The 12,214-nt window shown below is 35.6% G+C and carries 17 protein-coding genes; 13 read left to right on the top strand and 4 right to left on the bottom strand.

All coding sequences use genetic code 11. From position 1 onward, the window contains the following. Positions 1-59 precede the first annotated feature (59 nt). The 5 genes from ylbD to G9F74_RS01410 all read left to right on the top strand — a co-directional run bounded on the left by ylbD (position 60) and on the right by G9F74_RS01410 (position 2,373). Entirely contained in the window at positions 60-506 is a 447-nt protein-coding gene (gene ylbD, locus G9F74_RS01430) for a YlbD family protein (protein WP_001143329.1), read from the top strand. Positions 507-517: 11 nt separating this feature from the next. Then, positions 518-763 (top strand): YlbE-like family protein, encoded by a 246-nt coding sequence (locus G9F74_RS01425; RefSeq protein ID WP_001206442.1) that lies wholly within the window; start codon positions 518-520, stop codon positions 761-763. A gap of 77 nt (positions 764-840) precedes the next feature. Beyond that, entirely contained in the window at positions 841-1,413 is a 573-nt protein-coding gene (locus G9F74_RS01420) for a histidine phosphatase family protein (RefSeq protein ID WP_000134951.1), read from the top strand. Positions 1,414-1,527: 114 nt separating this feature from the next. Continuing rightward, the gene (locus G9F74_RS01415) at positions 1,528-1,980 is read left to right on the top strand and encodes a YlbF/YmcA family competence regulator (protein ID WP_000634357.1); all 453 of its coding nucleotides are present in this window, start codon (positions 1,528-1,530) and stop codon (positions 1,978-1,980) included. A gap of 126 nt (positions 1,981-2,106) precedes the next feature. Further along, a complete protein-coding gene (locus tag G9F74_RS01410; protein WP_002093356.1) occupies positions 2,107-2,373 on the top strand; it encodes a YlbG family protein in 267 nt (88 codons plus the stop codon). A gap of 56 nt (positions 2,374-2,429) precedes the next feature. On the opposite strand, the gene G9F74_RS01405 is transcribed toward G9F74_RS01410, so the two are convergent. Beyond that, positions 2,430-2,819: a DUF7147 family protein gene (locus tag G9F74_RS01405; RefSeq protein WP_000616007.1), complete on the bottom strand. Its 390-nt coding sequence runs from the start codon at positions 2,817-2,819 to the stop codon at positions 2,430-2,432. Between the two features lie 651 nt (positions 2,820-3,470). Here G9F74_RS01405 and rsmD point away from each other — a divergent pair. Further along, complete coding sequence (gene rsmD, locus G9F74_RS01400) at positions 3,471-4,037, top strand: 16S rRNA (guanine(966)-N(2))-methyltransferase RsmD (protein WP_001266984.1); 567 nt, start codon at positions 3,471-3,473, stop codon at positions 4,035-4,037. Then, entirely contained in the window at positions 4,034-4,525 is a 492-nt protein-coding gene (gene coaD, locus G9F74_RS01395) for a pantetheine-phosphate adenylyltransferase (protein WP_000200597.1), read from the top strand. The genes rsmD and coaD overlap by 4 nt, the downstream gene beginning before the upstream one ends. Here coaD and ylbJ read toward each other — a convergent pair. Beyond that, positions 4,517-5,746 carry a sporulation integral membrane protein YlbJ gene (gene ylbJ, locus G9F74_RS01390; RefSeq protein WP_016109036.1) on the bottom strand — a complete coding sequence of 410 codons (1,230 nt, stop codon included), beginning with the start codon at positions 5,744-5,746 and terminating at the stop codon, positions 4,517-4,519. The genes coaD and ylbJ overlap by 9 nt on opposite strands. A 113-nt stretch (positions 5,747-5,859) precedes the next feature. On the opposite strand from ylbJ, the gene G9F74_RS01385 reads away from it, so the two are divergent. Together G9F74_RS01385 and G9F74_RS01380 are read left to right on the top strand one after the other, a co-directional pair. Further along, a complete protein-coding gene (locus G9F74_RS01385; RefSeq protein WP_000662585.1) occupies positions 5,860-6,651 on the top strand; it encodes a patatin-like phospholipase family protein in 792 nt (263 codons plus the stop codon). After that, positions 6,644-7,678, top strand: coding sequence for a SepM family pheromone-processing serine protease (locus G9F74_RS01380; RefSeq protein ID WP_000476316.1), 1,035 nt, complete (start codon positions 6,644-6,646; stop codon positions 7,676-7,678). The genes G9F74_RS01385 and G9F74_RS01380 overlap by 8 nt, the downstream gene beginning before the upstream one ends. 16 nt (positions 7,679-7,694) lie before the next feature. On the opposite strand, the gene G9F74_RS01375 is transcribed toward G9F74_RS01380, so the two are convergent. Continuing rightward, on the bottom strand, positions 7,695-8,936 hold the full coding sequence (locus G9F74_RS01375) for a nucleotidyltransferase (RefSeq protein WP_165406209.1): 1,242 nt from the start codon (positions 8,934-8,936) through the stop codon (positions 7,695-7,697). 153 nt (positions 8,937-9,089) lie between these two features. On the opposite strand from G9F74_RS01375, the gene G9F74_RS01370 reads away from it, so the two are divergent. From G9F74_RS01370 to G9F74_RS01360, 3 genes are all read left to right on the top strand, one after another. Further along, the gene (locus G9F74_RS01370) at positions 9,090-9,590 is read left to right on the top strand and encodes a YceD family protein (protein ID WP_000872142.1); all 501 of its coding nucleotides are present in this window, start codon (positions 9,090-9,092) and stop codon (positions 9,588-9,590) included. A 61-nt stretch (positions 9,591-9,651) separates the two neighbouring features. Beyond that, positions 9,652-9,825, top strand: a complete 174-nt coding sequence (gene rpmF / locus G9F74_RS01365; RefSeq protein ID WP_001984764.1) for a 50S ribosomal protein L32 — start codon at positions 9,652-9,654, stop codon at positions 9,823-9,825. Between the two features lie 129 nt (positions 9,826-9,954). Further along, the gene (locus tag G9F74_RS01360; RefSeq protein ID WP_000246458.1) at positions 9,955-10,461 is read left to right on the top strand and encodes an RsfA family transcriptional regulator; all 507 of its coding nucleotides are present in this window, start codon (positions 9,955-9,957) and stop codon (positions 10,459-10,461) included. Positions 10,462-10,493: 32 nt separating this feature from the next. On the opposite strand, the gene G9F74_RS01355 is transcribed toward G9F74_RS01360, so the two are convergent. Further along, entirely contained in the window at positions 10,494-10,967 is a 474-nt protein-coding gene (locus G9F74_RS01355) for an N-acetyltransferase (RefSeq protein ID WP_000506686.1), read from the bottom strand. Positions 10,968-11,261: 294 nt separating this feature from the next. Between G9F74_RS01355 and panE the strand changes: the two genes are divergently transcribed. Further along, the gene (gene panE / locus G9F74_RS01350; RefSeq protein WP_016109034.1) at positions 11,262-12,146 is read left to right on the top strand and encodes a 2-dehydropantoate 2-reductase; all 885 of its coding nucleotides are present in this window, start codon (positions 11,262-11,264) and stop codon (positions 12,144-12,146) included. Positions 12,147-12,214: the final 68 nt, after the last annotated feature.

Here is a 12,214-nt window from a genome sequence, read left to right as displayed (position 1 = left end):
GAACCATGCGCCTTTTTTTTCTTACAATATAAGTAGATATACATGAAGAGGTGAGGATTATGCCAACAACAAAAGGACCGTTACATCCATCGGTTCAACAGTTTAAAGAATTTGTAAACCATCACCCTAAAATGGTTCATGACGTTAGAAGTGGTCAAAAAACTTGGCAGCAATTTTATGAAGAATGGTACTTACTTGGTGAGGAAGATCCAATATGGGCAACTTATAGACCTGATGGAGCGCCTGCCTTTTCTTCAGTAAAAGAAAATAAAAAAGAGAAGGAAAAAGACAATCGAACTGAAGAGGAAAAAACTGCTGATGTGATGGGACAAATGCTTTCTTTTTTTAAAAAGCTAGATGTGGAACAAATGCAGCATCATTTAGCTAATGTGACGAGTGCTATCGGGAGTGTGCAACAAGTTATTCAACAGTTTCAAGGAAGTCGCACGCAACAAGAACAAAGTACTTCCAAAGAAAATAATCCATTTTTCTTTCAAAAGGATTAGGGGGAAAGATGATGAGAGAAGAACTTATGGAGTTTATAAAGGCTGATGAGGACTTATCGCGTTATATTAGGGAGCAGCCATACTGGTATAGGAAGTTAACCCGAAATCCTGAAGAAAAAGAAGCTTTTGAGCTGGCTGCTATGCAACATTTCAAAAAAACGATACCAGATAAAGTAGAAAAATTTCAAAATCAATTGGCGGTTGCTTCGATCATGATTGATATGTTTCAGTATATGAAGCAGCAAAATACGACATAATTGGAAGGGAAAACTATGTCCGTCATGCAGAACTTTTGTTACAATAGAAGCGGATTATTTAAAAAAGGAGTTGCAGCATGACAGAAATTTGTTTAGTACGACATGGACAAACTGATTGGAATTTTCAAGAGATTATTCAGGGGCGTGAAGATATTCCACTTAATGAAGTTGGGAAAAAGCAAGCGAGTCAAAGTGCGGCTGCTTTGCAAGTAGAATCGTGGGATATTATTATAAGTAGTCCGTTAATTAGAGCACAAGAAACGGCTAAGGCAATCGCAGAGGCAGCTGGATTACAATCCATTTTATTAGATGAACGATTTGTTGAACGGAATTTTGGAGAAGCTTCAGGGAAGCCGGTTGCGACTGTTAGAGAGTTAATTGCGGAGGGTAAAGTAGAAGGTATGGAGTTAGATAAAGAAATTGTAGCTCGTTGCTTTGCTGCTTTAGAAGATGTTGCAGTAACTCATTCTGGTAAACGTATTATTATTGTTGCTCATTCACATGCGATAAAAGCTATTTTACATGCAATTGCACCAGATGAAATTACGTTTAAGACCCCGTTAAAAAATGCATGTATTAGTTATGTGAAAGAAAACGGCGGAGAATGGGATGTTCTTAAATATAATATTGCGGGACATATTAATGTATAAGCGTATCTGAGATTGTTTGAAAATAGTTAGAGTCATATCTTTCTTTTAAGTGAGTCACTTCAATTAGTAGTTCTATTCTAAATGTGGTATGATGAATACTCGGAGGTGTCTCTCATGATTGTAGCGACGCTAGAAAGCGTATTAATATTAGATAAGGCAGAGCAGCTTGCAAAAGCGATCATCTGTTCAGATATAGCAGAAGATTATCGTAAGTGTTATAAAGAATTGCATGAGGATGTGGAAGTTCAGACATTAATTCAGCAATTTACAGCGATGAAGGAACGATATGAGGAAGTGCAGCGTTTTGGGAAATACCATCCTGACTATACTATCGTGTCAACAAAAATGAGGGAATTAAAGCGTTCTGTAGACTTGCATGATAAGATTGCAACCTTTAAACGAGCAGAAACTGCTTTACAAAAGTTATTAGATGAAGTTAGTGTAGCAATTGGTTCTGAGGTATCCTCTTCTATTAAAGTTCCAACAGGAAATCCATTTTTCGATGCTGGTGGCTGTGGCGGAGGTTGCGGTACTGGCGGAGGTTGCGGTTGTAAAAAAACGGGGTGATATACCCCGTTTTTTAGAAGATGTAAGAAAACGTATACAGAGTTTGTTTCATTATGTCATAAATTTCTGGTTAGTTTTCAAAAAATATAAAATATAAGTTTTTAAAAGGAGAAGATGGAGAAGATTATGTTCGGGCAACGACAAAGTATGATTGTTTATTTACATTCATTGAAACATGCCAAGATTTTAAGAAAATATGGTAACATACATTACATATCAAAACGATTAAAATATGCCGTTGTATATTGTGATATGGAACAAATTGAGCATATGATGCATAAGTTGAATAAACTTCCTTTTGTGAAAAAGATAGAACAGTCGTACCGTCCGTTTTTAAAAACGGAATTTGAAAATTCCCGTCCTGATCGGGCAAAAGAATACGATTATAGTTAAAGTAAAAAAATCCCCTGCTACGTTTAGCGTGGGATTTTTTTACTTTAAATAAAGTGTTATTTCATTGGAGGAATGAAATTATTCATTCGTAAAATACCAATTAGATGATTGAAAAATAGTTCTTTTTCTGGGAAAGTTGTGGACGGTTTTACAGTAAATGTGGTCACTTTTTTTCCTAGTTTTTCTGCCATTTCTTCAAATAAAATGACACGTTTACTTTTTTTATTTTCAGGCATAGGAATACCTTCACGACATATGTATAATGGCTGGAAATCACCAGTAGTGGTCGGTTTTAATATTACAACAAGCGAGCATACTTTCTTTTCGTTTTTAATTGTTTCAAATTGTAACATATGTGTTATACGTTCTTGGTTTGCTTTGGCAATTTCAAGTAATTCATATAAATCAGAGTAGCCTTCTCCAAGTTCTATAAAGCGTTGAATCATATCTTTTCCTCCTCTTTCTTTTACTGTACCATCTCACTTTTTAAATGAAAAGTAGACAAAGAAAAAAAACCCTGCAAAGCAGGGCCCTTCTTATACTAGTATGTACTAGTAAGAAGGCAAAGGGAGAGGAGAAACCGGAGGAAGAACTTATGGGGAAACGTAAGTCTTCTCCGCGGTTGGCAACAACATCGAAGGTGATGTTGTTATAATTATTTATGTCCAATCTAAATGAAGATATACATAATGAATTTAAATTTTATGTTTGGCTTTTTATTTTTCTTTTTTTTATTTTATGATAGGATAAAAAAAGATAAAGTGAAACTTTAATCAGTGGGGGGCATCCCCGCTGATTATTAGCCTTCACCAATCGGGCGTTTACGGGCAGTTAATTTCCCACCTCACTTTTTGTTCTAACCGAATTTTGAGTTGGGAGTTTTACTGCCCGTTAATGCGGGGGAAAGTGGAATTAATGTACATAATGGGTTTGTGTTAGCGAATGGCGAGATAAATACATAAAAAATGACGAGCGGTTATTTTTAGAGAAAGTTTCTTATGGATAGGTGAAAGTTACATATAGTTTTGCAGCGGTTACTGAAGTGGGAAATTATTTTATAAGCGCTCGATAGATTGAAATAAAGGTAGTGACAACAGATGAGAGTAGTTTCAGGAAAATGTAAAGGGCACCCACTTAAAGCGGTTCCCGGCAATACAACACGTCCAACGACGGATAAAGTAAAAGAATCTATTTTTAATATGATAGGCCCTTATTTTGATGGTGGTACCGCTCTTGACTTATTTGGCGGTAGTGGTGGCCTTGGAATTGAGGCTATAAGTAGAGGGATTGAAAAAGCGATTTTTGTTGATCGAGATAGTAAAGCAATAAAAGTCATTCATCAAAATTTAGAAAGTTGTAGAATACATGAACAAGCTGAAGTGTATCGAAATGATGCAGAGCGTGCGGTGAAAGCGCTCATAAAGCGTGAAATGTCATTCGATCTTATACTAATAGATCCTCCATATAAAGATCAAAAAATTGTATCTTTGATTAGTGTGATGGATCAACATGGATTGCTACATAGAGATGGATTAATTATGTCAGAGCATGGTAATGATGTTGTTTTACCTGATTCTATAGGGAATCTTGTAAAAGTAAGAGCTGAAAATTATGGGATTACAGCAATATCGATTTATAAGTATGAAGGTGAGGAGACGGAATGACAAGTATAGCTATTTCTTCAGGGAGTTTTGATCCAATTACCCTTGGGCATCTTGATATTATTAAAAGGGGAGCAAAAGTGTTTGATGAAGTGTACGTAGTTGTTTTAAACAATTCATCAAAAAAACCATTCTTTTCAGTTGAAGAACGTCTAGATTTAATTCGAGAAGCAACAAAGGATATCCCAAATGTAAAAGTGGATTCGCATAGTGGGCTATTAGTGGAGTATGCAAAAATGCGTAATGCAAATGCAATTTTACGTGGTTTACGAGCGGTTTCTGACTTTGAATATGAGATGCAAATTACTTCTATGAATCGAAAATTAGATGAAAATATTGAAACCTTTTTTATAATGACAAACAACCAATATTCATTTTTAAGTTCGAGTATTGTGAAAGAAGTTGCGAGGTATGGAGGAAGTGTAGTAGATCTTGTGCCTCCTATTGTAGAGCGTGCTTTAAAAGAAAAGTTTCAAACCCCGTTAAAGTGAACGGGGTTTTTCTTTATTCATGCGTAAAAACAATAAGATAACATATAAGTATAAACAAAATAATGTGAAAATCGGTCCGTAGTGTACAAAAGATGTCCAAATTTCAAGTAGTGTAGAAGAATGATTGGATAAAAATACGGGAATATCTTTTTCCATAGGTGAGAAAGAACTTACTTTCTCATAAAAAGGTTTCCAAAATATAAACGTAAAAATAGGAGCAAGAATACTTTGGATAATTCGTGCGAAAAAATATGGCTTAAATCGGATATCCGTTTCAGCTAGTATGCTAGCAACTTGTGCCTGAATTGAAAGGCCGCTAAATGCTAAAATGAAGCTTGTTACCATCGCTTGTTGCAGAAGGGGTGTTTCATTTATTTGACTAATCATTTGGCTTCCGAGTGTCATTTCAAAAATACCTGATAATATCGGAATACTAAAATCAGTACTTAGTTGGAAGAATGATAAAATATGTTGCATAATAAAAGAAAGAGTTGCTGTAATATGGAATACAGTAATCATTTTGTTTAACACAGAAAATAAAATAATAAATCCGCCAATCATAAGTAATGTTTGAATGGAAGAAACGATAGCGTCCCCAAGTAATTTTCCTATTGGTCTTTTTTCTTGCAAGCGTGTTTGGTGAAGGATTGAAAAAGGGTTTTGAAAAGGACGTTTTTTAGTAGTTTGTTTATCATTTGTGTAAGATGTGTTATGCCCGTAAAAACGCATTATTAATCCGACGGCAAAGTTGCTTAAATAATGTGCAGCAGCTAGTACGATTCCTAATTTCGGATTATTGAAAAAACCGATAGAAACAGCTCCAAAAATAAAAAGTGGATTAGAAGAGTTTGTGAAAGATACGAGGCGCTCGGCTTCAATTTGTGTTATTTGATCGCTTTTTCGCAGTCTAGCGCTTAATTTGGCGCCAGCAGGGAACCCTGAGGCCATGCCCATTGCCCAAACAAATCCACCTATTCCTGGAACGCGAAAAAGTGGTCGCATGAGTGGTTCTAATATAACGCCTATAAATTTTACAACACCGATACTAATTAGAAGTTCCGCAATGATGAAAAACGGTAATAGTGAAGGGAATACAACTTCCCACCATATATTTAACCCTCGAATGGAAGCTTGCAAAGCAGCTTGGGGGTGGAGTACAAGAGAAAAGGTTAAAAATAGTGTTGATATGGTAAGGAAAGCGGTTTTCCATTTTTCATACATGTAAGTAAATCCCCCTTTGTCCCAAAAAACGTTCATTTCAGTATACGTGGATACGTGGTGAATTTAGACCATAAGTATGAAAAAGGGATGAAAAAAATTAAAGGGTGAGAAAAATGAAAGAACCGAAGATTGGTTTAGCGCTTGGATCTGGGGGAGCGAAAGGATTTGCTCATATTGGCGTTATAAAAGTTTTAAGGGAAGCGGGTATCCCGATTCATATGATTGCAGGGAGTAGTATGGGGGCCTTAATAGGTACATTTTATGCAGCTGGCTGTAACGTTGAACGATTGTATAAATTGGCGACTGTTTTTAAGAGGAAATACTATTTAGATTTCACGGTACCAAAAATGGGGTTTATTGCTGGTAAACGTGTCAAAGATATGATTAAAATGTTTACATATAATAAAAATTTAGAAGAGTTAGATATCCCGACAGCTGTTGTGGCTACTGACATATTGAAGGGGGAGAAAGTGGTTTTTACAAGTGGTCCTGTTGCAGATGCGGTGAGGGCTAGTATATCTGTCCCTGGAGTGTTTGTGCCAGAAAAGGTAAATGGACGATTATTAGTAGATGGTGGAGTGATTGATCGCATCCCAGTTTCGGTTGTAAAAGAGTTAGGTGCCGATATTGTTATTGCTGTTGATGTATCTCCGATTAAGGTGAATGGTGAGGTTACATCTATTTATGATGTAATTATGCAAAGTATTGAAATTATGCAGCATGAGCTTGTAATGAATCGGCAAATTGCATCAGATTTAATGATGCGACCAGCTGTGGAACAATTTAGTTCACGTGCTTTTACAAACATTGAAGACATTATTCGAGTCGGAGAAGTAGAAGCAGAAAAACATGTTTCAAATATTTATTTATTAATTGAGCAGTGGAAGGAGAAACATAATGTTTAAGCGTTTTCGGTTTATATATGCAATCTTAATAGGTGTGATATTGGCGATGTTACTTGTTTATGTGCGTTTACCGTACTATGTAACAAAACCAGGAATGGCTGCGAAATTAGAGCCGTATGTCCAAGTTGAGGGTGGAACAAAAGAATCTGGTGATTTTATGCTTGTAACGGTTTCGATGGGGCCGGCAAATGTGGTGAATTTAATAGCGGCACAATTTAATAAATATACACATGTTTCGAAAGCGGAAGAAATATTGCAAAGGGGCGAGAGTGATGAAGAATATCAATTCCGCCAAAATTATGCAATGAAAGACTCGCAAAATGCAGCAATTTATAATGCGTATAAACAAGCGAATCGTACTGTTTCTTTTGAAAATAAAGGTGTATTAGTTGCTGGTGTAGCGAAGGGTATGCCGTCAGAGGGGAAGCTTAAGCTTGGAGATATCATCATAGCTGTCGACGGAAAAACATTCGAAAAGACGGATCAATTTATTGAGTATATGACAGGGAAAAAAGAAGGAGATACAGTAAATATTGAGTACATGCGAGGCGGAAAACAGTTAAAAGAAAATTTAAATGTAAAGACAATTCCTAATGGAAATGGCCGCGTAGGTATAGGTGTCTCTATCGTGACGGAAAGAGAGTTAGTAGTAGATCCGAAAGTGAAAATTGATTCCCATGAAATAGGTGGGCCATCAGCAGGCTTAATGTTTACATTAGAAATATATAATCAACTTGTGGAAGAAGATTTAACAAAAGGACATGAAATTGCTGGAACAGGTACAATTAATGAAAAGGGAGAAATTGGCCCAATTGGTGGTATACAGCAAAAAGTGGTAGCTGCTAGTGATGCGGGTGCTGAGGTGTTTTTTGCGCCAAATGAAAAAGGTGCGGAGAAATCCAACTATAAAGATGCACTTGAGGCTGCGAAAGATATTAAAACAAAAATGAAGGTTGTACCAGTGGATACGCTGGATGATGCGTTGAAGTATTTGGAAAAAATGGGTGAGAAAAATAAACCTCTCTGAAATAGAGAGGTTTTTCTTATAGAAACGTTGTAGTTGTTTCATCGTAACGAATTGGACGGTGTGTTACGTCTTGTTTTAGTAGTTGTGTCCGTAATGGTTCTTGCATGATAGAGAAATATACAGAATTGGCTTTTCGCTCTATATGTAAAGTAGGATGGTCAAAACTTTTTGTATGAGTAAGGATTGGAAGTTCTATTTTTTTCTTGTTTTTTGAAATATAAGTTTGTCCTTTTTGTGACATGCCGAGTAGACGAATATACGGTGCATGTTGTTCTATATTTGCCGTATGCATCTCTTCTTTTGTCGTGTTTGTTAAAATATGTGTACAGGCTCTTTGTAATCTAGTCCATGTATAACGTTTTGTTTTTAATGCTTCCATGAATGAGTGGAAGGAAGAGCTGTTTTGTATTTTTGATAAAATACGATGCTCTAAACCTTCTTCGATTTCATATATATGTCGTAAGTCCCCTGGAGACATCGTCATAAGTTTGTATTTAAAAAATGAAAAGTATTGTTCCCAATTATGTAATATCCCGAAGTTTTGTTTATAAGTTGCTAAAAGAGAAGCGGTTGCTTTCGGGATAAAAGGCTCAATTTCTGTAAATGAACCATTTTCGCTAAAGAGTTGTTTACGAATACTCGTTGCACTTGCGATATGTTGGTTGCTAAATGTTTCATCGTGATAATGAGATGCGTATCTTTTTATAGTTTGTGCTTGTATAGAACTATTTTGCGCCAGAATTGCTTTTATGTATTGAAAGCCTAAAATGTTATTTGGTTGTGACATATCGATGTTTTTTTTGGATGGTAAAATGTGTAGAAAGGCTTCAGATGTAGCTTTGGCGTAACTATTACCTGCGCTCATAAATTGCTTTACGAGACGATTAAAAGTCGCTTCTTCGTTTTTTTGTACAGAGATGGTATTATAAAAATTTTCGATTTGTCCATCTTCACTGCCAAAACAAATTTCAGAAACGCGTAAGGCATTTAAGATGGAAATAGCACCATTTGCAAAAGTTTCAGCTTTTTGTGTTGCAAATGCGTATGGAAGCTCTACAATAAGGTCTACACCGCTTGCTAAGGCCATTTTAGTGCGATACCATTTGGAAATGAGTGCGGGCTCACCACGCTGCAAAAAAGGGCCACTCATAACGGCAATTATAATATCAGAGTGTGTTAACTTTTTTGTTTGTTGCACATGATAATCATGACCGTTATGAAAAGGGTTATATTCAACGACAATACCACTGGCTTTTATGATAATCTCTCCTTTCGATGTAGCATCTTTTTGGAAAACATGATACTCTATATATTATTTACTATGATGACTTCATTATAGTGTAAAGAAAAAACATTGACAAATATAAAATGGCTAGCTATAATTTTGTTTGTTGCCTTGAGGTGATATGATATGAAATGGTCCATCCATCAATTGAATAAATTGAGAAATAAAGGATTGACATTGGATGAGATGGTAGATGTAAGTGAGCTAAAAGAGGTCGAGAAAGATATTCGTGAAATTAATCCTGTTCATGTAACAGGAAGAGTTGATTTTGGCTCCGGGAAGTTTACGTTCCATCTACATATAACTGGAAGCATGGTTTTACCATGTTCTCGCTCTTTAGTAGATGTGACATTACCATTTGACATTAAAACAACTGAGGTGTTCCAAACTTCAGAAGAAGAGTTTGAAACAGAAGCTGAAATTCATTGTTTAGAAGGAGAAGTACTTGACTTACTGCCCGTAATCAAGGAAAATATACTTTTGGAGATTCCAATGCAAATTTTCAGTGATGATGTTTCTGGTGGAGCACCGATGCAAGGTCAAGACTGGCAAGTGATTTCGGAAGAAAACAAAGAAAAGGCTGTTGATCCAAGATTGGCAGGACTTGCAAAGTTTTTTGACAAATAATCGGAAGACTGGTTTAGGCCTTCATATGAAAATAATTATTTCTTTTAAGGAGGTGGGAAGAATGGCTGTACCTTTTAGAAGAACTTCTAAAACAGTAAAAAGAAAGCGTCGTACGCATTTCAAATTATCAGTACCTGGTATGGTAGAGTGCCCAAGCTGTGGTGAAGCGAAATTAGCTCACCGTGTATGTAAAGCATGCGGTACTTACAAAGGTAAAGAAGTAATCAGCAAGTAATTGCGGGAAAATAAACGTAGAAGATATCTTCTGCGTTTATTTTTTTTGTTTTATTCTTTAGTTGTTGTATTCTATCTTTTCTAGTAACTGCATATGCTTAATAAAAAATGCATAGGGAGGACTAGAGAGATGGCGACAACAAGACAAGATGCTTGGACTGATGATGAAGATTTGCTTCTGGCAGAAGTAGTACTCCGGCATATTCAAGAAGGTGGAACGCAACTTTCTGCCTTTAAAGAAGTGGGAAGACATTTGTCTCGTACACCAGCAGCATGTGGATTTAGATGGAATTCTTACGTGAGAAAGCAATATAAAGAACGTATTGAAGAAGCGAAACAACTTCGTAAAGTAGAAAATTATGAAGTGAAAGAGACGGAGGTATTAGAGCCTACGTCAATTACACTGAATGATGTTATTGATTTCTTGCAAAATTATAAAGATGAAAACTCTTTAATGGTGTTGCAAAAACAAGTTGAATCGCTACAAACAGAGAGAGAACGACTTCTAGAGCGATTATCAGTATATGAGGAAGAGTATAGAACATTACTTGATTATATCGATCAAAAAAGAAGTGTAATGGTAGCGGAAAGAAATAGTGTTCGTTCGAATGGAAAGTTAGAGAAGTTAAAGAAATAAAAACAGCTGTTACGCAGCTGTTTTTTTATTTCTTATGCAGATTCCTCGTTTGTAATCGCATTCATATTTGTTTCTGGATGCCAAATATAAAAATCACCATTAGTTACTGATACAGGTTGGAAATTTAATTTATCCCAAAAACCAGCCGAATGGATACGTGCTATCGTTTTAACTGGGAACTGTAGTTGTTTTGCATAATTCACAAGCATTTGTCCAAATCCTTGTTTTTGAAAAGTTGGTAACACTTCAAGTTTATAAAGTTCTAGGTAAGGGCCAGTAATTTCAAATGGTTCGCCACCATCCCTTTTCATATATAGACTCATACGTGCGATTAGTGATCCGCCATAATAAATACCATAAAATGGTGATTCGCTATTGTTTTCAATAATGTTTGCTTGTAACTCTTCCAACATAGATAGTTCTAGAGCTCCGCAACCTTTAAATTTTTTAAATTCATCTAATGTTTTATAATTGATGAGCAAGCGCTCAACTTTTGGGAATCCCATTACATCACATCCTTTTCTTATCTTGTTGAATCCAGAAAAGTAAAAATATTTATAATAATATTATAACTTATTTTTTTATTTTTATGAAGAAGATAGTATATTTCTTTTATTATTTTTTTGAGGATTTGCTAAACTAAGAATAGAAGCACGTTAATAAGTAGTATATACATAGTGAAAGAAGAGGTTGCATTTATCTGTTAGGAGTCAGTGCAAGCGTAGGATGTGTGCATGTGAATTAGAAAGATACAAAGGGAGGGAAGGCAAGGAAATTTAATATGAATTCCTTGGGTGAAAATGAAAATTGGAATTGTAGGATCAGGTGCTATTGGTCTATTATATACATTTTATTTACAAAAAAGTAATCAAGATGTCACGTTGTTTACAAGGACGGCTAAGCAGGCTGAAGAATTGAATAAAACAGGTGTAACTTGTATTAGAGATGGGAAACGTGAAACGGTATTTCCATCCATTTTACCGATAGAATATATGTTAGATCAGAAGTTAGATTATACATTTATTGCTGTGAAGCAATACCATATAAATGACATATTACCGTTTGTGCAAGGAGAATCATCATTAATCTTTTTGCAAAACGGAATGTCGCATCTTCATGCTATACAGAAAATAAGGAATGAGAATATAGCTGTTGGTATTGTAGAACACGGTGCGAAAAAAGAAGAAAGGTATACGGTCCATCATACTGGAATAGGTATAACGAAGTTTGGGGTAGTGCGCGGTCCATCTTTATATTTTGAAAAAGTATTCAATTATTTTCCTTTTGCTCATTTTCCAATTCAAATAGAGGCTGATTGGAAAGGTATTATGTACAAAAAATTAGTAGTAAATGTATGTATTAATCCATTGACAGCGTTATTGCGGGTTCAGAACGGTGAGTTAATTACGAATCCTTTTTTTTATCAAATGATGGAGCAAGTATTTAGGGAAGTTGCATTTCTTGTTAGTGAAGAACAAGAAATGGTATGGGAAATGGTACGAGGTATATGTGAAAGAACGTCTCATAATACATCATCTATGCTAGCAGATGTAAGGGCGAATAGACAAACGGAAATCGATGCGATTGTTGGATATGTGTTAGAGGAAGCTAAGAAACAGCAACGACCAGTTCCGACACTTCAATTTTTGTTCGATGCAATAAAAGGATTAGAAGTAAAAGAATAAGTGTTATTCTTTGCTTTTACGTGAAACATTGACTACAATGTGGATTGGTGAGAGAACTGGATACGAAA

It is taken from the genome of Bacillus sp. EKM202B (assembly GCF_011066025.1).
In the GTDB taxonomy this organism is placed as follows: domain Bacteria; phylum Bacillota; class Bacilli; order Bacillales; family Bacillaceae_G; genus Bacillus_A; species Bacillus_A toyonensis.
The sequence above is the reverse complement of the archived record's forward strand: the minus strand, read 5'-3'. Positions and strand labels throughout refer to the sequence as shown.